This is a genomic window from Myroides sp. ZB35, from assembly GCF_001865835.1.
Lineage (GTDB): Bacteria > Bacteroidota > Bacteroidia > Flavobacteriales > Flavobacteriaceae > Flavobacterium > Flavobacterium odoratimimum.
Genome location: NZ_CP017769.1, coordinates 1,373,604 through 1,396,154, shown reverse-complemented (window position 1 = coordinate 1,396,154; position 22,551 = coordinate 1,373,604). Strand labels below are relative to the sequence as shown.

Here is a 22,551-nt window from a genome sequence, read left to right as displayed (position 1 = left end):
TCTAGATATTAATCACCTCAACTTAAACTCTTCTATTCTCTGTTTTATAGTTGACCTTAATGCTCTTATTGTCAAATATGTTGATATAATCAGATACACTACAATCATCACCCAAGAATAACGATATCCACTAAAAAAAATCAAACATATACACAACTGTATAATACTAAAGAATACTATAGTAAGAACCGCATAAGCTAACTCAACTCCTACCCACTTATACTTTATATGATTAGGCAATACACTATATGCAAGTAACCCTATAAGAAAGTATACAGCACCTATTAAAATTATGGCTATCAAAACTATACTAATCATCATCTGTACATCTATTACATAAGCTACTTTATCTACTTGATTATAATAGATTCTAAAATGACTTCCTTCAATAGGTTTCCCCATTGATGAATTTTTGGCTTTATATTCAATACTATCACCTGACTTAGTCACAAATTTATAAACAGGAATATATGCTATAGTTTTCATCTTACCACTCCCTTCTGTCACTGTATTATATCCAGTAAGTACAGCAGTATATCTATCCATACTTTTAAACTCTTCACTTTTTATTTGCCACTGTTTAGTAGCATAATTAATCATTCCAAATGCTACAACGGTGATAGACAAAATAAACAGACGTGTCCCACTGGCGCCTTCTTTAACATATACTCCTTTGTTTTTATGTATAGTTGGTACTCTATACATTAACCATCCTATTATCACAATACCTATCAGTACTAACATTTCTATCAACTTAACTTCTAAACTTAAACTCCTTCAATACCAAAAAATAGTATCAAGACTGCACCTGTTAAAAACAAATAACGCAAGACTATACTCATATTCTTTTTCTAAATCCTCAAACTACTTTACTAAACCTACTGCAATTGCAACTTTACTTTCTACTCCCTCTAAACAACGTTAAATATTAATGAAAATTTTAACAAATATAGTTTTCTTAAAAGTAATAAAGCACTGATATAAAATATTTTATCAACTCTATTTTTCTATCTACTTTATTATCCGTAACTTAATATATAATTTCAAAAACAACACAATCATGAAATACGTAAAAGAATTTTCAGCCTTAGATTTTGACAATGACATACTAGTTGTTGACTTTAAAGACCACCAAATAGAGAATCCTATTGTACAGGTATCTGAGATTATAGATGAATTTGTCTACCAAGTAAAACCTTGCAAGATATTTATCTCTAAAGCTCATAATATAGATATAGCGACTGATGTTCCATTTAGAGGAAGAGTGGTTATACGATAATTAGAGTGTTATTTATACTTCTATAAAGCAAGGAGGCCTATCGAGAGAAGGTCTCCTTATTTTATTAGATATATCCTACTTTCTCCATACAATCCTTCATTATAGATCCTTCGGATACAGTCTGAATCTCGTTCGCAAAGCAACCTCTAATCCCTAGTAAACACAGGTTATTTCCGAATAGCTTCCGAACAAAATCACATCAAAAAAATACAATAAATTAAATCACAATTACTTACAATCAAAAAGACACTCCATATTAAATCAAAAAGACCATACCCGATCAATATCTCCAGATAGAGGCAGAATAAGGCAATATGAGTAGTGAAATAACACAGTATTCATAACATAAAAAGAGATAAATACGCTTGATATTGTTTATTTTTACTCTTTTAAACTTATGCTATGATTTCTAAATACTCCCTTTGTTTTCAACCTGATGAAACTACACTCGAACTAGTAAAGCAAATGAAGCTACAGCTAGCCGATGAGATAGGATGGTATAACAGTAAGAATTCCTTAGCACATATCACTATTTCTAAGTTTAAAACTGACCTGAATGGTATCAAAAAAATAGCCGAATTAGTCAGAACACAATGTAGTACATTCACTCCTGTACAAGTACTATTTAACGACTATGGTCAATATCCTAACGGAGCGTTCTTCTTAGCAGTAGACGAGTTCTCTAAGCCTATTCTTCAAGAATATGCAAAAAAGGTAATGCGCAAAGTCGTTTTGCCCGAAATCTATAAGAGTAACGAACCTCATATGTCTATCGCGCGCAAGCTAGACCCTGAGCGATTAGAGCGTGCATTAGTTTATTTTCAGAAACCTGCTATCTCTTGTCTGTGTAATCATATCGCCTTACGCCAGTTTAATCCTGACAGAAGACAATACGATATCATCGCTACCTTCCCTTTCTTAGGCTTGCCGTCTAATGAACCAGAGCAGTTGTCGTTGTTTTAAAGCTATTCCTGTTAAAAGCAAATGAGCTCATCGTTTTTATTTTATTTTCCCTATTTTTGGAATTAATCACAAACCTAAAACATGGAAAATAACAACAATACATTGACTTGGGATGAGTTTTCTAAAGTAGAAATGAGAGTAGGTACTATCGTTGAAGCAGAAGTATTCGCTGAAGTGAGAAACCCTGCTTATAAATTAGTAGTGGACTTCGGAGAAGAAATCGGAAAGAGAAAATCTTCTGCTCAGATTACTAAACTATATACGCCTGAAGAGCTGATCGGTAAACAAGTAGTAGCTGTAGTAAACTTCCCTCCTAAACAGATAGCTACTCTAATGAGTGAATGCCTAGTAATGGGAGCTGTAGAAGGAAAAGAGGTTACGTTAATGACTATGGATAAGCCTACTAAAAATGGCTTAAGAATAGGGTGATTTAGTTAACGGTTGACCGTTTACAGTTTACAGTATTTGCATACAATACATTGATGGCAAATAGTTGACAGTTTATGGTTAACGATTAGCAGTTGACAGTATTTGCCTACAGTACATTGATGAGAAATAGTTGACAGTTTATGGTTAACGATTAGCTGTTGACAGTGTTTGCCTATGATATATCATATATTGAATATGGGCAGTTGGCGGTTTTTCAGAGATATCAATGTTTTGCATCCCTCAGTCCTATAACAATAAAAAAATTACGGTTTACAGTCTGTGAACTGTAAACCGTAAACTATTAACTAAATCCCTAATTTCTTTAAAAAGGCTTCTTCTGCTTGATTAAAAGCGTACATAGCTGAGTGAGTAGAGGTAAAGTTATCCGTCAGCTTTGATCTAAAAGCGCTATACTGTGTCTTACCATCTTCTTTAAAAAAATCAACTATAGCCGTATATTCTCCTGTATCTATATTATGTAGAATACGTGCTTGATAGTTACTCGTCTTATCTTTTCTACCGAGTTCTCTATACTTCTGATCATTATACATATATACATTAAAGAAGTAATCACTTACATATCCACCATCTATACGCTCTGAGGCCATCCCATTACTCCCTATTAACTCTATAAATAGTCTATTAAAGCGCTCTGCTACAGTATCACTGAAGTCTTTATAGACAGAGAATACACTCTCTTTTAGTAACGTTTTGCCCATGCGCATCGCTTCTATGATGTCATCGTCATCCGGAAAGTATTCACCCCAAGTATGCTCTTCTTTTATCTCGTCTATAAACACATCTCGTGTACGGTGTGTAGTCGGATATATATTAAGCATAAAGAAGGGTAGTCCGTCTTCGCCCTTTACTTGATCTAGAGCATGTACAGAGTTGTCTGAAATAATACTAGTAATTCGAATCTTATTAATATAACATGGCATATCTATAGAGACAATACATCTCACATCTAAAGTTCCCTTCACATGCAGTTCACCATGGTTATACTTAGCATATACTACCTCACCATAGACACTACCTCCTATATAATGTGTGTTCCCACAGAAATAAGCGTTCTTCACAACCAAATCTCCCATCACAATCAACATCGGAGAAAAGTCTAGTTCCTGACAAAACAAAGAATCTGTTACCTTTAGATCGCCTAAGAATATATATCCCTGTATGTCTATCTCATAGTCTTCTATGAAGTTAAGCACTTCTAGTTCTTCTAGTTCTGCATCATTATCCACTACTAAGAAGAAAGAGTTCTCATCACTTAAGTCGTACACTAAATTATCTAGTGTAAATAACTCTTCGTTCTGATCATTTACTCCTTTTAGCCCTTTAAGTAGATCTAGTCCAGTGCGTATACTGACTACGCGATACATAATCCCATTGTAGAATATGGAGTCTATCTCTGGCTCTTGATTAATAGCCTCTATGCTAAACATCTGTGCGTGCTCCACCATATTAGCAATCTTGTCATCGAACTCAAAAAAGTGATTAACAGAATACAATAGATCACATACACTACTAAACCAATCTACTGCTCTACTCTTATGCATCTCATCTTTAGGAGTAAGCAATGATAACTGATCATTATAAGCATTGTGCTCTTGGTAGAATACAAGTACATCACTTACATCCATCCCTACTCTGCGTATAAAGTAGTGATACATCTCTGCATCCTTTTCTCCTTCCCCATTAATATAATCTCGAGAGATAACGATACGAGTATTGAACTCATCTTCTTGAAAATATATAGCAAACTGATTACTCGTTTCCTTATCCTTACCTATCACATCAAAAGCTTCTAAGAAATCTTCTACATTCTCATCATCTCTTAATAAAAGCCATCTATTATAATATAAACTCTGTACAATAGATAAGCTGAATATATTCCTTACTGCCTCTACAGATAGGTCTCTATCCTTATCCTCGATGCTAAACATTTCTCTTAATGTCATACTACTTCTATTGTGTTTTCTTATTTATCTACTATTAAGGTTACTGGTGTATTAATGTGTACAAGGCAAAAGTACCTAACCAGTGACTACCCATATAATCGTCTCCTGTAATATTGCCAAACGAATTATTAAAGTGTTGAACTGACAACGCATTCAGATTAGGCGCTAACTCTGGTAATGCCTTCCCTATTTCTTTAAAACAAGTAGCTCTACTAAAGTTCAATCCATCTAAATGTACTAAATGTCCGTCTGATCGATCAGATACCTTAGCTACTTCTATGGTAAAGTTCTGATCAAATAACTGTGGTAAGAATGCCTTAGTCCAAGTGCGATACTCATCTTGATTCATTACTTGACTCATCAGACGAGCTTCCTCTAAACATGGTGATAAAAAGTCATGTCCACTAGGTTCGAAGGCAATATTACACCCCTTATCCTCACCATACAGGCGTTTAGCATTCGTTACTATTAATTGCTCAAATGCTTTATTACCCATCTGACGTGCATAATCTAGTGATAGTGATAGCCCGAAAGCAGTATTGTCATGTGTACCTGTGCGTATTGGGTATAATAGCTTAGGTAAGTACTCCGCATAACGCTCTTCCATAATCTTCGCTAATGGCTCTATCGTCTTCGCCCAGCGTTGCGCATCAGCATCTTGCCATTGGGTTAAAGCTCCATGAAGCTGAAACAACCATGCCCAACCATACGTACGTTCAAAGTTCTTATTATTAGGGTCATGGAAAAAAGCTAACTCCACTGCTACATTCTCATCTGTAATCAGATTATTTAGTCTAGTGCGTATCTGTCCATCTGCGTCTAACTCCGGAAACTTCTGTAATAAAGTAACAATAGACCAAAAGCCGTGTACTGAAGAATGCCAGTCAAAACATCCATAAAATATAGGACGCAATGCCTTAGGATTCTTTAGGTCATCATTACTGCCTAGTGTTTGTCCCAGTCGATTAGGATATTCTAATTCTATACAATGTAAAGGCAACTCTATAATCTTCTTCGCCTCAGCTACTGTAAGTGTTAATGCTGGTTGGTCTTCTGTATTGATTGGATTATTTGATGACTGTTGTTTCTCTGTACACGAAAACAACAATACACTCGCAAATAACAAACTTCCTATTTTTCTCATATTACTCTATTCTTTATTCCTCTAAAATAGTAAAATACTCCTATTTATAGGTGTTCTTTAAAAAAAGAAAACAAAAAGTCTTTGTTCGCATGGATGAAGCCTTATTTTTGTAGATAACATAAAAAACAAATAAACTACTATGACTAAAAAAATTTTGACTCGCTCACTAGTTTTTTCGCTTCTGGCATTAACCTTTGCTTGTAGCTCTGACGATAATAATCAAAATGAAGATGGTTTTAGAATCATCCCGCCTTCTGCACCTACTCCTCTGATACAACCTAGTGGTTTCTATATCGCTAATGAAGACTGGTTTGGAACAGATAAGGGAAGTGTGAATTTCTTAGACTATGGTTTAAATAGAAAATATAGAATATATAGAGAGGCTAATAATGGTAATACTTTAGGAGCAACAACTACAATGGGGGTAGCGTTCGGTGAGAATTATTACATTATCTCTAAACAAGAAAATAAATTAGTAATCACAGATAAGGACTTTAAGGAAGTAAAAACTATAAAAGAGATACCTGGTGCTCAGGCGAACTCTTTCGTAGGAATTTCAGATCATAAAGCATACATCGCTACGACTAACGGAATCGTTATTCTAAATACCAATGACAAGGTGGTTAGTGGTAATGTAGCAGGTGTTACCTCAATGACAGGTAATATGGTCTATGTAGATGGTAAAGTATATGCGGTAGTACAAGGTAAAGGCTTAACAATCATCAATACGGATACAGATACTATAATCGATACAAAGGCAGGTGGATATACACAAGTAACTCTAGACAAAAACGGTATCGTATGGGCAGGTAAAGGCAGTGAAATAGAACGTATCAACCCTAAAGACACACAAGACATTAAAACTTATAATATTGCAGTTGCTCCAATCCAAGGTAAATGGGGTGCATGGAATCCTGGTTCTATGTCTCCAAGTATGAAAGAAGATGCTATCTATTGGATAGCAAATGACGGGGCTTGGAACGGTGGAAACAAGGTAGCTAAATTCGATACCAAAACAGGCGAGTTAAACAGTGAATTCTATGAACTAGGTCAAGATGATATGGGGAATAATCTAGAGTTCTATGCTGCTGGACTTAGAGTAGATCCTATCAAAGATGATTTAGTATTATTAATAAAAAGACCAGGATGGGGGAGTAATGGAAGTTATAACTGGACTAGAATAGTATCTAATACAGGTGCTCTAAAAGGTCAAGCCTTCATGGAAGGTGGAAATCAAGAATCTTCTTCTTATAATGACGTTAATGGTTATTTTTGGTTCCCTTCTGTACCTTTCTTCCAAGATAATAATGCTCCTGAAATCTTAGTGAACCAAATAGTATTAAAACCAAACAAAGAATTCAGAGTAGCGCTTAAAGATATCGTAGTAGATCAAGATAGCCCATATAACTTAATCGAAAAGTCTGTAAAGAACTTAGAAAATGAGTTTGGTTATGCTACTATAGAAGGAGATGAATTAGTCATCAAAACAAATGAAAAAACAGGAAAAACATCAATGAATATGAAGGTTAGTTCTAATGGAAAGAAACTTCAAAAAGATGTTGAAATCTGGGTAAGAAACTAAATATTACTTAAGCATAAATAAACTAGAGGTCGCTGTATAGCGACCTCTTTCATTATACATAAACACCTAATATTCAAACGACAAACATTTTTAAAATAGTTATCCATATAATCTCTTTTTTTGTACTTTTGGTTAAAATTTAAGCTATGAAAACAAGAACAATGCTTACTACATTATCACTATTTTTAGTGGTATTATTGAGTAGTTGTAACAATAAGGATATTACTTCTTCTAAAGCTCTTGATACTATAGAAGCTCACTTAGAAGACAAACCTGAATTTGAGAGTACAACAATTCAACTAGGAACTAAGAAATTTAGAAAGAAAAAAGACAGCCTTCAGATCAATCAATACAAAATATTGGAAAAAGAAGGTTATATAGAATTTGAGAATGAGTCTGCTAAGAAAAAATGGTTGTCTAAAGACTCTATCTGGAATGTAACGGTAAAGCTAGCTGAGAAAGCACACCCTTATGTAATCAATCAAAAAAGTGATAAGATAACTGTCAAAACAATAGAATATACATTAGATAAAAGCAATAATCTACAACTGAATAACAGAAGTAAGAAATCTGCTACTGCCTCTGTCATGCTATCTAAACAGTATACTCCTTTTATCGTTTTCTCTAAAGATAAAAACCCGAATACCAAGTTTATTACTAAGAAGTACAAACTTCGCTATAGTGAAGAAAACGGATGGTCTATTAACTAGAAATAATGGGAAAGAATATTACTATTTTAGTATTTATACAGCTTAGTCTAGCGATAATATCTGCTGTACTTATCTCTAAGATGTCTTTCTTAGGAAGAGTAGGTATTTCGCTAATGTATAAACAGTACACTGTATTTAAGACGCCTTGGAAGACTGCATTAATTATATTTGGTATTCAGGTAGCGCTAATTATTATCTTAGCTCTATTTAAGTATTTCTCTTCAAGACCGATTGCTAATATCGTTACAGTAGTTTTACTTATCATAGGAGTTATAGGCGCTTACTATACGTATATCGACTTTACTAGAACTTCGCACAAGCATATGAAGTTTTACTTCCATCTAGGAGGTTATATGTTTTGGTTTAACTGCATCTTCAGTTGTCTATTCTTCTTTTGTTTAAAAGGTAAAAGAAAAGCTTTACCTTTATCAACAGCTGAATTAGATCAATCTGACATTCAACCCAAAATAGATTAGATTATATAAAAACAACAATACTACTCACACCATGAATAAACACATTATACTAATGGCTGCTATGGCAATCATGACTGTAGGCTGCAAAGAAAACAAAGCCACTACTCCTGCCGAATCAACATCAATAAAGTCTTCTACTACGAAAACAAATGATGACAATGGTACAATGGCTATACCTATGCACGGTACTGGAGAGAATAGTTCTTCTGCTACTAATGGAAGTTTCAAAATGGATGAGAGTATGAAAAAAAATATTCAAGAACAGAAAGCTCAGGAGTAAAAAGCTTTCTTCATTTGATAAATTAGTAAGGCCTTAGAATTATTTGACTAGTTCTAAGGTCTTTTTAATTTAAATTCAACAATAGATAACCTATCGCGAATTAAGCTCAAAAATAAATAGTCGTAATCCGTTACTATTGTTTATTTTTGCATTCTTATTAAATTCGTTTGATATTAACAGTAATTGATATATGATACAAGAACCTAAAAGATATACTATTACAGCAGCATTGCCTTATACGAATGGACCTATCCATATCGGGCACTTAGCTGGTGTATATGTACCTGCTGATATTTATGCAAGATTCTTGCGTTTGCAAGGAAAGGACGTAGCGTTTATATGTGGAAGTGATGAGCACGGAGTAGCTATTTCTATGAAAGCTAAAAAAGAGGGAATTACTCCTCAACAAGTAATTGATAAATACAATGGTATTATCAAGCAATCTTTTATGGATTTCGGTATCTCTTTAGACAATTACTCTCGTACTTCATCTTCTATTCACCACCAAACAGCTTCTGAATTCTTCAAGAAGTTATACAACGAAGGTAAATTCATAGAAGAAGTTACAGAACAATTATACGATGAGAAAGCTGATCAGTTCTTAGCTGACCGCTTTGTGACTGGTACTTGTCCTAAATGTGGTAATGAAGAGGCTTATGGAGATCAATGTGAAAAATGTGGTACTTCATTAAATGCAACAGATTTAATCAATCCTAAGTCTACTATCACTGGGACTAAACCAATCTTAAAGTCAACTAAACACTGGTTTTTACCATTAGACCAATACGATACATTCTTACGTGAGTGGATCCTAGAAGGTCATAAAAATGACTGGAAACCTAATGTATACGGACAAGTTAAGTCTTGGCTAGAGGATGGGTTAAAGCCTCGTGCTGTAACGCGTGACTTAGACTGGGGTATCCCTGTACCTGTAGAAGGTGCTGAAGGGAAAGTTCTTTATGTATGGTTTGATGCTCCTATCGGATACATCTCATCTACTAAAGAATGGGCTCAGAGAGAAGGTAAAGACTGGGAACCATACTGGAAGTCTGATGATACGAAGTTAGTACACTTCATCGGTAAGGATAATATTGTATTCCACTGTGTAATATTCCCTGCGATGTTGAAAGCAGAAGGAAGCTATATCTTACCTGATAACGTACCTGCTAATGAGTTCTTGAACTTAGAAGGAAACAAACTATCTACGTCTAAAAACTGGGCAGTATGGTTACACGAGTACTTAGAAGATTTCCCTGGAAAACAAGATGTATTGCGTTATGCCTTGACTTCTAACGCTCCTGAGACAAAAGACAACGACTTTACTTGGAAAGACTTCCAAGCTAGAAATAACAATGAATTAGTAGCTATCTTCGGTAACTTTATTAACCGTGTGGTAGTATTGACTAATAAATATTACGAAGGTGTAGTGCCTCAACCTAATGAATTCTCTGATGTTGATATCGCTACATTAACTGAGTTAAGAGCTTATCCTAGTGTAATCGAAAGTTCAGTAGAACGCTATAGATTCAGAGAAGCATTGTCAGAGATGATGAATGTAGCTCGTCTAGGTAATAAATACTTAGCTGATGAGGAACCTTGGAAACTAATCAAGGAGAACCCTGAAAGAGTAAAAACACAGATGTATGTAGCCTTACAAATAGCTGCTGCGTTAAGTACTTTAGCTGAACCATTCTTACCATTCACTGCTAACAAACTGAAATCTATTCTAAAAATAGATACTCCTATCCAATGGAGTACTATCGCAGAAGACAAAGTATTATTACCTACAGGACACACTATCGGACAAGCTGAGCTATTATTCGCTAAGATAGAAGATGAAGAGGTGCAAAAACAATTGGATCGCCTAGAAGCTTCTAAAAAAGCAAATGCCGCTGCTGCAAAAGTAGTAGAGCCACAAAAAGACACTGCTACTTATGAAGACTTCGCTAAGTTAGACTTACGTGTAGGGACTATCGTAGAAGCTGAGAAAATGCCAAAAGCAAATAAGCTATTGGTATTAAAAGTAGATACTGGTATGGATGTGCGTACTATCGTATCAGGTATTGCTGAACACTTCAAACCTGAGGATATCATCGGTAAGAGAGTGACTGTATTAGCGAACCTGGCTCCTCGTGCGCTAAGAGGGGTGGAGAGTCAAGGTATGATCCTAATGACTGAAGACCAAGATGGTAAGTTAGTATTCGTGAATCCAGACGACCAAAATGTAAAAAACGGAGCTACGATTAATTAATCAGAGCTTTTACAATAACAAAAAGGCAGACTTTTAAAGGTCTGCCTTTTTATTTATTTTGAATTTCCTGTCTATTAATATTCACTCTCTTTATCTAATAGAGCTATCTCTTCTACTGATAACTTTATCTCTGTAGAACGGATCAAACTTTTTAACTGAGAGCTCGATGTAGCACTAACGATAGGAGTACTAATAGAAGGTTTGTGTACTTGCCATGCTATAGCAATCTCTGCAATAGTGGCATTGTGTTGTTTTGCTAATATCTCTAGTTGATCTATAATACGCATTCCCCTCTCATTAATATACCCTTTCACCATATCCTTTCTAGAACTACCTTCTATATCATCTAAGTTTCTATACTTTCCACTTAAGAAACCACTTGCTAATGCAAAATAGCTCATTACAGCAAGTTTCTCTTCTTCTACTAAAGGCAAGTATTCATGCTCATACTTCTCTCTATCATAAAGGTTATAAAGGGGCTGTATAGCGATATACTCTGCCCATCCCTTTTCTCGTGCAATAGCATTACTTGAATCAATGCGTTCAACCTCGAGATTAGACGCTCCTAAATATCTTACTTTACCAGCCTTAACTAAACTATTAAAAGTCTCCATCGTTTCTTCTTGTGAAGTCTCTAAGTCATCATAGTGAGAGAAGTATAAATCAATATAATCTGTATTCAATCTCTTCAATGAAGCGTCCACACATCCTTCAATGTACGCTTTCTTAAGTCCTTTTGTTCCATCTCCCATAGTACCACCTACCTTAGTAGAAAGAACGATATCGTGACGCTTCTTACTCTCTTTAAACCACTTTCCTATTATTGCTTCAGATTCACCACCTACATTACCTGGCGCCCAATGAGAATAGTTATTAGCTGTATCTATAAAAGTTAGTCCATTGTCATATAACTCATCTAACATCTTAAATGATTCTTTCTCATCTAAAGTCCATCCAAACACATTACCTCCGAAAGACAAAGCTGGAACATATAACTCCGACTTTCCAAATTTATATTTTGCCATAATTTCAAATTTCTATTACAACCCTAAATTTAAGCAATAAAAAAAGGAGACCATAAATGATCTCCTTTTTTGTATATATTTTGTGATAACTTATTAGAAGTTATAACGTAATGTAAAGTTCCAAGTTCTACCTGCACCTAACATAACTTCATTTCTCTCACTAACACCTTTCCAAGTAGCTTCTCCAGGGATAGCCTCATAATTAGTTCTAGCTGAAGAAATATAAGTTGTATCAAATACGTTATTTACGTTAAGACGCATAGTAACTGAATTTGTTTTCTCTTTTCCAACAGGTAATCTGTAAGAAAGACCCGCATCAAATAAATTGAAAGCTGGAAGTTTCATTGAACCATTTTTACCAGCTTTATCTGCTGTATCAATTGCCAATGATCCATAAAAGTTATCATTATATCTATAGTTAGCATCTACTTTAAGACCTTTAACAATTTCATAATTAGCCCCTAAGTTAATAATAAATTGAGGAGCTCCTCCTACTTTTGCTCCATCTATATACAACGTCTTCGTTTGAAATCCTGAAGCAGGATTTCCTGGTTCAACATAAATAGGCTCATTATTATCTTCATTATAGAACGAACCTGTTACATTTGAAGCATATTTCCAATCACCCCATGAGAATGACCCAGTAATATTTAACTTGTCAATTGGATTATATAAGAAATCCATTTCAACTCCAGTATGAATTTGCTCTACCCCAACTAAAGTAGCATAACCATTAATCTGAACAGGTTTACCATTTGATCCTATTTCACCACTGTCAAATCTACCTGTTGCTCTAGTTACTCTATCTTTCCAAGAAGTTCTGTATACGTTAACATTTGCTCTAACTTTTTCACTTCTGAAACCATAACCAGCTTCTAAACCAAATACTTTTTCATTAGTAAGATCAGGATTAAGTTTATTAGTGTTGTTTAAATAAACTCCATTATTCATAAATGGTTGACGTGAAAAATAACCAGCGTTAACAAAAACATTATGATTCTCGTTAATATTATAGTTAGCTCCCCCTTTAATACTACCTCCTAAGATACTTTCCCAAGATGTTTTTTGGTCTCCTGATTCTGCTTTATAATTAAAGTAATCAACTCTTTGCATCCATTGATTAGAAATAGCTCCTTGAACGAATACCGAAAGATTATCTTTTGAATATTCAACTTGTCCAAATCCTCCTAACCATTTAACATTACCATCATTGTGATATCCAACTTTCTCTCTACCATTCCAATCAACCCAAGGGTTCATAGTAGCTTTAGCGGCATACGTTTGATTTACAATATATGGTTTCTCAAAGTTCTTATTATTACTAACTTGGAATCCATCTGCCCCCATTAAATTATCCAATAATTGATAGTGATATCCTTTATAAATACGAGCATCTAAACCAAAATCAACATTCCAGTTCTGATTTATCTTAGCATTCATATTCATTACAGTTCCATACCAGTCATGTGAATTAATACTAGATCTTCTAGCCCATCCACCATCACCAGCATTTTTATAATTTGTATCTACATAATAGTTACCATCTGCGTTAGCGATATTACTTGAATTGTTCCAGTCAGCAATTTTTTCTCCTCTATTCCATGCAGCAATATCATCGAAACGCATATGTCCATTAATATCTCTTACTTCTGTACCAAAGTCTCTGTAACCATTAGGTCCTCCTCCAATTGTTCCAGTTCCTCCTCCACGTCCCCAAGAAGCATAAACTACAGCTCCAAAAGTCCATGTTTCATTAATATTGAAATCATAGTTTACTGACATAACTGGTTTATTATAATAGTTAGATCTAAAGTTAAATCTATCTCCATTATAAAATCCTGTATCTGGATTATACCTTTTGTTTAACTCACCATTATTAAACTTCTTAATGTTCGCAATTGACATTGAAGTACTACGTTGATCGTGATCTTGTTTTGCTCCAGTAAATGTAAACTGTACATTATGGCGGCTATCTTTAGATTTATACCCTAAACCTAAATAGTAGTTCACCCCTTCGAACCCTGTTCCTTCAACATAACCATTACCTCTAGTATAACCTAATAAGATAGATGCAGAAAGTCCATTTTCTAAAACACCTGTATTATAAGATGCTAATCCCTTAAAGTAATCATTATTACCAACACCTGCAGAAATAGATCCGCCTTCTCTAGCATCAGAAGTACGAGTTAAAACATTAATAGTTCCTCCTACTGAAGAAATAGCAATTTTAGATGATCCTAATCCACGTTGAACCTGCATAGCTGAAGTAACATCTGCTAAACCAGCCCAGTTAGACCAATACACAGCGCCACCTTCCATATCATTAACAGGCATACCATTAATTAATACAGCAACGTTTCTTTGATCAAATCCACGAATATTAATATTAGAATCTCCATAACCTCCACCTCCTTTAGAAGCATACACAGATGGAGTTGTGTTTAAAATTTCAGGAAACTCTTGAGAACCAAGTTTCTCTTGAATTTCAGCAGCTTTAATTGTAGAAACAGCCACTGGAGTTTTACGATCTTTTGCTACGTCTGCAACACCCATAATAACGATGTCATCTAACATATTTTGATCAGCAGCAAGTACTACAGACCCAAGATCTACTTTCTTATCAGCGCCAACTTTGAAAGCTACAGTCTTAGACTGATATCCAATAAAAGAGATAACAACTTCTCCTTTATCCTCAGAAACATTCAGTTCGAACTTACCATCCATGTCAGATGATGCGCCGTTCAGAGTTCCTTTTACTATGATTGCCGCTCCAGGTAATCCCGATTGGAATTCACCATCTATAACAACACCAGTAATTTTGTTTTGTGAAAGTGCAGATACTGAGGTAAATACCATTACCATCATCAGCATCCAGTTCTTCAAGTTTTTCATTTTGTAAGTGTAAGTGATAAAATTATTTTCGCAACAAATGTACAAAAACATCTATACTCAATGTTACCAAAACATTAAAATTAACGTTTTATCACTATTTAGACTTATTCTACAACTCTATTTTTCACAAAATAACGCAATAAAAAAGCAGTTGAACTATCATGTTCACATATATTTTTAGATTTAATTTCATTTTGTATATTCTTTGCCAAAATCTTTCCGTACTCTACACCGAACTGATCGAAGCTATAAATATTCCAAATTACCCCTTGAACAAACGTCTTATGTTCATATAGTGCGATTAACTCACCTAAACTTTTAGGGGTTAATTTGTCAATTAAAATTGTATTTGATGGTTTATTACCACAAAACTCTCTAAAGTTACTTAAAAAAGGTCCTCCATCACTTTCATACTCTTCCCCTATCTTTCCGTTTAGCAAAGCTTCGCTTTGACCAAAGAAGTTAGACATCAATATATCATGATTAGTGCTCTCCTTGAAATGAGGGTTTACAAAACCAATAAAGTCAATAGGAATTACCTTAGTTCCTTGGTGAAATAACTGAAAGAAAGCATGCTGAGCAGAAACTCCTACTTCTCCCCATATTAGTGTACCTGTTTGATAATTGACTGGTGCTCCACTTCTATCCTTATTTTTACCGTTACTCTCCATAATCATCTGCTGTAAGTGAGCAGGTAACTTACCAAGTAACTGACTATAAGGAACGACAGCTTCTGTCTCATATCCATAGAAGTTATTATACCACACACTTAGAAGAGCCATTACCACAGGTAAGTTATCTTTAAAATCAGCTTCTTTAAAGTGTGTATCCATAGCATACGCTCCTTCTAGAAGTTCTTCAAAGTGATCATATCCCACAGCCAAAGCAATAGAAATTCCAACAGCACTCCACAGAGAAAATCGTCCTCCAACAAAATCCCACATAGGATAAATGTTCTCTCGTTTTACTCCAAAGCTCATCGCCTCTTCTATCGCTACAGAAACACCTACATAATGAGCACTCAAATCAATAGTTCCAAGATGACCTTCTAACCAAGATTTAATCTTCTTTGCATTCTCTATTGTCTCTTGAGTAGTAAATGTCTTAGAAACAATAAGAACTAAAGTAGTCTCAGGATTAAGTTTATTTAATACTGATTGTAAATAATCATCATCAACATTAGAAATATAATGCATTCCTAATTCAGTACGATAGTTAGCTAATGCATGTACTACCATTTTAGGACCTAAGTCTGACCCCCCTATACCTACATTAATAACATCGGTAAATTTCTTACCTGAATGAGAAGTATAAGAACCATTTAATACCTTAGCAGTAAATTCTTTAATTCGTTTGCGAGTATCTTGTATCTCTGTTAGAACGTTCTCTCCATGAACAAGAACAGAAGAATTAGGAGACAAATCTCTTAAGGCCGTATGCAATACAGCTCTTTTCTCAGTTGCATTAATAATATCTCCTTTATACATTGCTTGAATTGCTTCTTTTAGATTCAATTCATTAGCAAGCTCTAACAATATATTTATTGTTTCCTCTGTAATCTTATTTTTTGAATAATCTAGCAAGAAATCTTCCCACTGAATATTCATTTTATTAGCTCTTTCAGGATCCTCAGCAAACAATTTTTGCATCTGAACAAACTCCATTTGACCGTAATGCTCCCTAAGCTTCTTCCAAGCTAAAGTTCCAGAAGGATTTATACTCTCTAACATCTCTACAACTAACTAACTTTTATTCTCCTTTAAATTTTTCGTTTAATGCTTTATCTAATTCAGCTTTAAGTGGTGTAATATACTCTTTGAATGCTGGCAAATCTCTCTTTTCCATTGGCACAGAGTTAGGTAAAGATTGACTCAATGGATCTACCTGTACCCCGTTTTTCCAAAAACGGTAACATACGTGTGGTCCAGTCGCTAGACCTGTACTTCCTACAAGTCCTATTGTCTGTCCTTGATCTACTCTCTGTCCTACTTTTACAAGTATTTTAGACATATGTAAATATTGAGTAGAATATGTACCATTGTGTTTTACTTTTACAAAGTTACCATTTCCTGCTGTATATCCAGCTCTTTCTACTACACCAGATGCAGTAGTCATGATTGGCGTTCCTGTAGGAGCTGCATAATCTGTTCCATTATGAGACTTCCATTTCTTCTGTACAGGGTGAAAACGATTTTTTGAATATTTTGAAGTAATTCTAAAGAACTTCAAAGGAGCCTTTAAGAACATACTCTTCATTGGTCGTCCCTCTTTATCAAAATATTCAGTAGCTTTAGAATCTTGTCTTTTATAAGGAAAAGAATACAAATCCTTCCCACGATATCTAAAGTAAGCAGCATCTATCTTAGACACTCCTAAATAAATAGTATCATTAATATACTTTTCCTCTATTGTAAAAGCAAATCTGTCTTCTGGTTGTAATTTAAAGAAGTCAATAGACCATGCAAAGATCTGTGACATTTTAGTCGCTAGAGATTGATCTACACCTTCTTTACTTAAACTTAATGAAAGCGATCCTTCTATTTCTGAAGCAACTGTTCTACGCTTAATAGTTACTGGATAAGTAATTGTGTAAGCACTAATCGAGTCACGCAAATCGATAACCTGATATCCAGATATATTAGGATGATAGATAAATGCAGCTAACTTCTCTTGATCCTTTCTATACTTAACCAAAGCATAAGGTTGACCAACGCGAATATTACGTACATTGAATGTATCTTTTACTTGCGTAACTATATTATGAACTTCAGTAGAACCAATATTATTATTCCCGAAGATCTTCCCAATATTATCTCCACTTCGAATAGTATCTTCTACTAAAACGTAATCTTTTAAATCAAAACCATATAATTCTCCTACAATCTCTTCTACATGCTCTTTTTCTGGTTGGGCTTCTATAGTAACCTCTTCCGTTTTTTTACATGAGATAAGTGCTGTAGCGATTAGTACACTATAAATAAATTGCTTCAAAACTCTAAAATATCTTTATTTTCAACTTCTTCTCCTTTACTATTTCCCCCAATTCGCTTTTTCTTCCTCACTCCATAACTCTGGAAAGAATATGCGCTTCTGATATTGTGGCAACATATACTTTTTCCAATCACTTCCTCCAGTAGCTTCTTTTGTTTCTCCTGGATGACTTTCAAGATACTTAAGTGCAGCTTCATAATGCCCCATTACCCATACAACATTAACTGTTTTATCAAAATGGCGCATCGCTTCTATCAACCCCTTATCTGATTTGGCTTCTAGGGGTAATTTCACAAATTTCTGCCATAAATTTGTTTTTTCATAATCTTTCATGGCTTTAACAAAAGTTTCACAATATCTGTTTTCAAACTCTTTCAATAGATATGACTTCTCTCCTGTCTTATAGTCTTTACCTGCTGCCTGCCAATACATATATTCTAACGCCTCTTTTTCAGAAATATTTTGTGGTAAATCATTTACAAATCTCTTATCGATTAAATTAATCCAATCTGTACAACCAAACTCAATTAATCGATACTGACTACTCTGAAATCCACTTGCAGGAGCTAAAGTATTCCTAAATTTCAAATACTGTTCTACCTCCATTCCATCTTTCATAATCGTAAACGAAGACGTAAGCATATCAAAATAACGACTTATTCTAGCTAGCCGTTCTTTAAAGAACTCTACTGTTAGGCTCTCATCATTACACTCACTTACCTGATTCAGCTCCCACAATATCATTTTAAATAATAGCTCATTCACTTGATGATACATAATAAACACCATCTCATCGGGCAAGACGGTTCTCTGAGTCTGGAGATTTAGCAATGCATCAGTTTGGATATAATCCCAATACGTAATAGGTTTAGCATACAACATGCCTTCTATTTGAGTTTCTGCCTTAATTCCTAAATCATTAAAGCGATCCACTACCTCAGAGAATTTTTTATCGATCATACTTTTATTAACTAATTATTTTACGAACTCTAGCTTCGTCACTAAATTCTTATACTCCTCTAAATCAGCTTTTAGAGAACCTACTGCAAGGCTGGCTTTGATACGTACTGGCACTTTATTAGCATCAGCACTTACCCAAACTGTCAAACTTTCCTTCTCTTTAAACACACGGCCTGCCATCACATAAGGACGAAACTTTAAAGTTTTCAATTTACCAAAATTTGTCTTTAAAACTTCCTCTCCTAGATATTTTAATTTAAATTTAAATATTTCTCCATCGAAGAACATATCTATCTCTACAGACTCACCTACTTTAAGATCATTTAACCCAGGATATTTACGCAAATAGTAAAAGGAAGATACGATATCTTGCACGCTTTTAGTAACTGTATATTGCTTCTCTGTCTTCTTCTCATAATCCTTTACAGTGACTTTCATATTCTTGTAGTTAAACCACCCTTCCTGGTCCTTTGTATAGCCACCTTCATCTATTTTTCGAATAAAACGATGAGGAATTACCTCTTTCTTTTCAAAATAACTCTCGTAGTTATCATATACTTTAAAAAACATCTTAGGCACACCTGTAGTATAACCAATTCCTTTAGCATGGTAAACAGGGACGCCATTCTGGACAGTATCTGTCAAACGCAAAGTAGCTATACCAGCATTTAATAACCCATAACTAATTCTAAATTTCAGGAATTCACCTTTATCAAAAGCCTTCACAGAAGATTGTGAGTACAGAATACTTGTGGTAAACACACACACAAGTAATATTAGAAGATTCTTTTTCATATTGGTTGTTTTTTATTCAAAAATAGCAAACAAAAAAACCCAGCCAAAGAAATGACTGAGTTTTTATGCTATTAACCAACCAAAAAACTATAAATTATGAAAAATTTATTACACTCAAATAAAGCTTATGACGACCTTATTTTTGCGAGTGCAAATGTATAGCTTTTTACGGACTATTACCACCCTAATTGGTTTTTAACTTTTATTTAACCAAACAAGTCTCCAAAAGACCTGTTTTAATATTTAATTAACTGAATCTTAAAGTGTTCCTCTTTTCTCTTGTTCACGCTCTATTGACTCAAATAAGGCTTTAAAGTTACCTGCACCAAATCCTCTTGCTCCCATTCTCTGAATAATTTCGAAGAATAAAGTCGGTCTATCCTCTACAGGCTTCGTAAATATCTGTAATAAATATCCTTCTTCATCGGCGTCAATCATGATACCGAGCTTCTGAAGTTCTTTAATATCCTCCTTCATCATATCCATATGTACCCCTAGTCGAGCAGGTATCATATCATAATATGCTTGTGGTGGAGCAGATAAAAACTCAACTCCTCTATCTTTCATAGCAGCTACAGTCTTAATGATATCATCGGTAGCTACAGCGATATGTTGTACTCCAGGACCATTATAGAAGTCTAAATACTCTTCTACTTGTGATCTTTTCGCACCTTCTGCAGGCTCATTAATAGGGAATTTAATACGCCCATTGCCATTAGACATTACCTTACTCATTAAGGCAGAATACTCCGTATTGATTTGTTTATCATCGAAAGATAAGAAGTTTACGAATCCCATCACATCCTCATACCACTTTACCCAAGTATTCATCTCATTCCATCCCACATTACCTACCATGTGATCTACGTATTTTAATCCAACCGGAGTAGGGTTATAATCACTCTCCCATTTTTTAAATCCTGGTAAGAATGTACCTGTATAATTCTTGCGTTCTACGAACATATGTACCGTCTCACCATACGTATAGATACCTGCACGCACTACTTCACCGAACTCATCTTTCTCTACAGTAGGTGCCATAAATGACTTTGCACCACGACTAGTTGTTTCTTCATACGCTTTGCGAGCATCTTCCACCCATAATGCCACCACTTTTACACCATCACCATGTTGTACGATATGGTTATTTAATTCTGACTCTGCCGTTAAAGGTGTAGTCAATACTATTCTGATTTTATCCTGTACCAACACGTAAGACGCTCTATCTCTTACTCCTGTCTCTAATCCGGCATACGCCAAAGATTGAAAACCAAAAGCTGTTTTATAAAAATGAGCCGCCTGCTTAGCATTTCCTACAATAAATTCTACGTAATCTGTTCCTAATAGAGGCAAGAAATCTTGCGCTCCTTCAAATATTTTTTCTAAGCCAAATTCAACTGACTTTACTTCTTTACTCATAATATATAGTTTTTAGGTTGTTGTTTGATTCTTATTTCTCAGGTTCTAACCACGATTGGTAATATTGTTCATCTGCTATCTTCATCGCCTCTTCAGTTACCATAAGAGGTTTAAAAGTATCTACCATCACTGCCAATTCTTGTGTTTCAGTCTTACCTATCGAACGCTCTGCTGCACCAGGATGTGGTCCATGAGGTATACCTGCAGGATGCAGAGAGATATGCCCTGGAGCGATATCATTACGACTCATAAAGTCTCCATCTACATAATACAACACCTCATCACTATCAATATTACTGTGGTTATAAGGCGCTGGAATAGAATCTGGATGATAGTCATATAGACGTGGTACAAAAGAACACACTACGAATGCATCTGTCTCAAATGTCTGATGCACTGGTGGTGGTTGGTGAATCCTCCCAGTTATCGGTTCGAAGTCATGAATAGAGAATGCATATGGATAATTATACCCATCATATCCCACAACATCAAAAGGATGTGTAGCATAGACCATCTCAAATATCTCATCTTGCTTTCTTACTTTAATAAGAAAATCTCCTGTCTCATTAAAAGTTTCTAATACATCCGGGCGCCTGATATCACGCTCACAGAATGGAGAGTGCTCTAATAACTGTCCAAACCAATTGCGATAGCGCTTAGGAGTATAGATAGGACGTCTAGACTCTACGATAAATAGTCTATTATCTTCCGTATCAAAATCGATCTGATAAATAATTCCTCGAGGTATCAGCAGGTAGTCACCATACTTAAAAGTAAGGTTACCTAACATCGTACGCAATGTACCTGTCCCCTTATGAATAAAAATTAATTCATCAGAATCCGTGTTTTTATAAAAGTAATCTCTTAATGATTGTTTAGGTGCCGCTAATACAATGGTACAGTCACTATTGGTCAAAACTGCTTTTCGGCTTTCTAAATAATCATTCTCAGGAGCTACCTGAAAACCACGTAAACGATAAGATTGAATGTGATTAGACTTTGCTATTTTAGGCGCAATACTATACTGTCCTAAAATCTTCTTTACCTGAGTAGGTCGGTGCTCGTGATACATATTGGTATACATACCATCGAAGCCAATTGTACCAAACAATTGCTCATAATATAAGTCCCCATTTTCCTTTCGGAATACGGTGTGACGTTTAGGGGGAATACTCCCTAAGTGATGATATAAAGGCATAATTACTTAATATTTTTGGTTGGTGATTCAGATTCCTGATTAAACATAAAAGAATAGACAACGTCAAGCATACAAGGCAATGCATCTAAAGATATCTTGTGAAGTCAACCTCAACAGAGCTGCCAGGTCAAAATGTATAGAAAGGTGTAGCTATAAAAGTCATAATAAGCTACTACACTACATACACTAGGGT

General features: G+C 34.9%; 19 protein-coding genes. 8 read left to right on the top strand and 11 right to left on the bottom strand.

Annotation, left to right across the window (positions count from 1 at the left end; translation table 11 throughout):
- Nucleotides 1-12 precede the first annotated feature (12 nt).
- Nucleotides 13-744 carry a hypothetical protein gene (locus tag BK054_RS06285; RefSeq protein WP_071307099.1) on the bottom strand — a complete coding sequence of 244 codons (732 nt, stop codon included), beginning with the start codon at nucleotides 742-744 and terminating at the stop codon, nucleotides 13-15.
- Nucleotides 745-1,060: 316 nt separating this feature from the next.
- Here BK054_RS06285 and BK054_RS06280 point away from each other — a divergent pair, with 316 nt between their 5' ends.
- The 3 genes from BK054_RS06280 (at nucleotide 1,061) to BK054_RS06270 (ending at nucleotide 2,671) form a co-directional block, all read left to right on the top strand.
- Complete coding sequence (locus BK054_RS06280; protein WP_006257734.1) at nucleotides 1,061-1,279, top strand: hypothetical protein; 219 nt, start codon at nucleotides 1,061-1,063, stop codon at nucleotides 1,277-1,279.
- Between the two features lie 402 nt (nucleotides 1,280-1,681).
- Complete coding sequence (locus tag BK054_RS06275) at nucleotides 1,682-2,242, top strand: 2'-5' RNA ligase family protein (protein WP_071307098.1); 561 nt, start codon at nucleotides 1,682-1,684, stop codon at nucleotides 2,240-2,242.
- Between the two features lie 81 nt (nucleotides 2,243-2,323).
- Entirely contained in the window at nucleotides 2,324-2,671 is a 348-nt protein-coding gene (locus BK054_RS06270) for a tRNA-binding protein (RefSeq protein ID WP_006257736.1), read from the top strand.
- A gap of 305 nt (nucleotides 2,672-2,976) precedes the next feature.
- Here BK054_RS06270 and BK054_RS06265 read toward each other — a convergent pair whose 3' ends face one another.
- Both BK054_RS06265 and BK054_RS06260 read right to left on the bottom strand, forming a co-directional pair.
- Nucleotides 2,977-4,635: a hypothetical protein gene (locus BK054_RS06265; protein WP_071307097.1), complete on the bottom strand. Its 1,659-nt coding sequence runs from the start codon at nucleotides 4,633-4,635 to the stop codon at nucleotides 2,977-2,979.
- A gap of 40 nt (nucleotides 4,636-4,675) precedes the next feature.
- The gene (locus BK054_RS06260) at nucleotides 4,676-5,779 is read right to left on the bottom strand and encodes a DUF2891 domain-containing protein (protein ID WP_071307096.1); all 1,104 of its coding nucleotides are present in this window, start codon (nucleotides 5,777-5,779) and stop codon (nucleotides 4,676-4,678) included.
- Between the two features lie 139 nt (nucleotides 5,780-5,918).
- Between BK054_RS06260 and BK054_RS06255 the strand changes: the two genes are divergently transcribed.
- From BK054_RS06255 to metG, 5 genes are all read left to right on the top strand, one after another.
- On the top strand, nucleotides 5,919-7,361 hold the full coding sequence (locus tag BK054_RS06255) for a DUF5074 domain-containing protein (protein WP_071307095.1): 1,443 nt from the start codon (nucleotides 5,919-5,921) through the stop codon (nucleotides 7,359-7,361).
- Between the two features lie 146 nt (nucleotides 7,362-7,507).
- Nucleotides 7,508-8,071 carry a hypothetical protein gene (locus BK054_RS06250; protein WP_071307094.1) on the top strand — a complete coding sequence of 188 codons (564 nt, stop codon included), beginning with the start codon at nucleotides 7,508-7,510 and terminating at the stop codon, nucleotides 8,069-8,071.
- Between the two features lie 5 nt (nucleotides 8,072-8,076).
- Nucleotides 8,077-8,547 (top strand): cytochrome d ubiquinol oxidase subunit II, encoded by a 471-nt coding sequence (locus BK054_RS06245; RefSeq protein WP_071307093.1) that lies wholly within the window; start codon nucleotides 8,077-8,079, stop codon nucleotides 8,545-8,547.
- A 31-nt stretch (nucleotides 8,548-8,578) separates the two neighbouring features.
- Complete coding sequence (locus tag BK054_RS06240; protein WP_006257743.1) at nucleotides 8,579-8,827, top strand: hypothetical protein; 249 nt, start codon at nucleotides 8,579-8,581, stop codon at nucleotides 8,825-8,827.
- 190 nt (nucleotides 8,828-9,017) lie between these two features.
- Complete coding sequence (gene metG / locus BK054_RS06235) at nucleotides 9,018-11,078, top strand: methionine--tRNA ligase (RefSeq protein WP_071307092.1); 2,061 nt, start codon at nucleotides 9,018-9,020, stop codon at nucleotides 11,076-11,078.
- Between the two features lie 74 nt (nucleotides 11,079-11,152).
- On the opposite strand, the gene BK054_RS06230 is transcribed toward metG, so the two are convergent.
- The 8 genes from BK054_RS06230 to BK054_RS06195 form a co-directional block, all read right to left on the bottom strand.
- A complete protein-coding gene (locus BK054_RS06230; RefSeq protein WP_071307091.1) occupies nucleotides 11,153-12,103 on the bottom strand; it encodes an aldo/keto reductase in 951 nt (316 codons plus the stop codon).
- 93 nt (nucleotides 12,104-12,196) lie between these two features.
- The gene (locus tag BK054_RS06225) at nucleotides 12,197-15,046 is read right to left on the bottom strand and encodes a TonB-dependent receptor (protein ID WP_016649998.1); all 2,850 of its coding nucleotides are present in this window, start codon (nucleotides 15,044-15,046) and stop codon (nucleotides 12,197-12,199) included.
- Nucleotides 15,047-15,099: 53 nt separating this feature from the next.
- Entirely contained in the window at nucleotides 15,100-16,725 is a 1,626-nt protein-coding gene (gene pgi / locus BK054_RS06220; RefSeq protein WP_071307090.1) for a glucose-6-phosphate isomerase, read from the bottom strand.
- A 19-nt stretch (nucleotides 16,726-16,744) separates the two neighbouring features.
- Nucleotides 16,745-17,986: a M23 family metallopeptidase gene (locus BK054_RS06215; protein WP_071307089.1), complete on the bottom strand. Its 1,242-nt coding sequence runs from the start codon at nucleotides 17,984-17,986 to the stop codon at nucleotides 16,745-16,747.
- A gap of 39 nt (nucleotides 17,987-18,025) precedes the next feature.
- On the bottom strand, nucleotides 18,026-18,946 hold the full coding sequence (locus tag BK054_RS06210) for a tryptophan 2,3-dioxygenase family protein (protein WP_006262562.1): 921 nt from the start codon (nucleotides 18,944-18,946) through the stop codon (nucleotides 18,026-18,028).
- Between the two features lie 15 nt (nucleotides 18,947-18,961).
- Nucleotides 18,962-19,741 (bottom strand): DUF3108 domain-containing protein, encoded by a 780-nt coding sequence (locus tag BK054_RS06205; RefSeq protein WP_006257752.1) that lies wholly within the window; start codon nucleotides 19,739-19,741, stop codon nucleotides 18,962-18,964.
- A 258-nt stretch (nucleotides 19,742-19,999) separates the two neighbouring features.
- Nucleotides 20,000-21,160, bottom strand: a complete 1,161-nt coding sequence (gene hppD / locus BK054_RS06200; protein ID WP_006266112.1) for a 4-hydroxyphenylpyruvate dioxygenase — start codon at nucleotides 21,158-21,160, stop codon at nucleotides 20,000-20,002.
- 31 nt (nucleotides 21,161-21,191) lie between these two features.
- The gene (locus BK054_RS06195; protein WP_006266111.1) at nucleotides 21,192-22,358 is read right to left on the bottom strand and encodes a homogentisate 1,2-dioxygenase; all 1,167 of its coding nucleotides are present in this window, start codon (nucleotides 22,356-22,358) and stop codon (nucleotides 21,192-21,194) included.
- Nucleotides 22,359-22,551: the final 193 nt, after the last annotated feature.

Coding starts and splice junctions, on each gene's coding strand:
- BK054_RS06285 (WP_071307099.1), bottom strand. CDS start 744: ATGTTAGTACTGATAGGTATTGTGATAATAGGATGGTTAATGTATAGA.
- BK054_RS06280 (WP_006257734.1), top strand. CDS start 1,061: ATGAAATACGTAAAAGAATTTTCAGCCTTAGATTTTGACAATGACATA.
- BK054_RS06275 (WP_071307098.1), top strand. CDS start 1,682: ATGATTTCTAAATACTCCCTTTGTTTTCAACCTGATGAAACTACACTC.
- BK054_RS06270 (WP_006257736.1), top strand. CDS start 2,324: ATGGAAAATAACAACAATACATTGACTTGGGATGAGTTTTCTAAAGTA.
- BK054_RS06265 (WP_071307097.1), bottom strand. CDS start 4,635: ATGACATTAAGAGAAATGTTTAGCATCGAGGATAAGGATAGAGACCTA.
- BK054_RS06260 (WP_071307096.1), bottom strand. CDS start 5,779: ATGAGAAAAATAGGAAGTTTGTTATTTGCGAGTGTATTGTTGTTTTCG.
- BK054_RS06255 (WP_071307095.1), top strand. CDS start 5,919: ATGACTAAAAAAATTTTGACTCGCTCACTAGTTTTTTCGCTTCTGGCA.
- BK054_RS06250 (WP_071307094.1), top strand. CDS start 7,508: ATGAAAACAAGAACAATGCTTACTACATTATCACTATTTTTAGTGGTA.
- BK054_RS06245 (WP_071307093.1), top strand. CDS start 8,077: ATGGGAAAGAATATTACTATTTTAGTATTTATACAGCTTAGTCTAGCG.
- BK054_RS06240 (WP_006257743.1), top strand. CDS start 8,579: ATGAATAAACACATTATACTAATGGCTGCTATGGCAATCATGACTGTA.
- metG (WP_071307092.1), top strand. CDS start 9,018: ATGATACAAGAACCTAAAAGATATACTATTACAGCAGCATTGCCTTAT.
- BK054_RS06230 (WP_071307091.1), bottom strand. CDS start 12,103: ATGGCAAAATATAAATTTGGAAAGTCGGAGTTATATGTTCCAGCTTTG.
- BK054_RS06225 (WP_016649998.1), bottom strand. CDS start 15,046: ATGTTTTTGTACATTTGTTGCGAAAATAATTTTATCACTTACACTTAC.
- pgi (WP_071307090.1), bottom strand. CDS start 16,725: ATGTTAGAGAGTATAAATCCTTCTGGAACTTTAGCTTGGAAGAAGCTT.
- BK054_RS06210 (WP_006262562.1), bottom strand. CDS start 18,946: ATGATCGATAAAAAATTCTCTGAGGTAGTGGATCGCTTTAATGATTTA.
- BK054_RS06205 (WP_006257752.1), bottom strand. CDS start 19,741: ATGAAAAAGAATCTTCTAATATTACTTGTGTGTGTGTTTACCACAAGT.
- hppD (WP_006266112.1), bottom strand. CDS start 21,160: ATGAGTAAAGAAGTAAAGTCAGTTGAATTTGGCTTAGAAAAAATATTT.
- BK054_RS06195 (WP_006266111.1), bottom strand. CDS start 22,358: ATGCCTTTATATCATCACTTAGGGAGTATTCCCCCTAAACGTCACACC.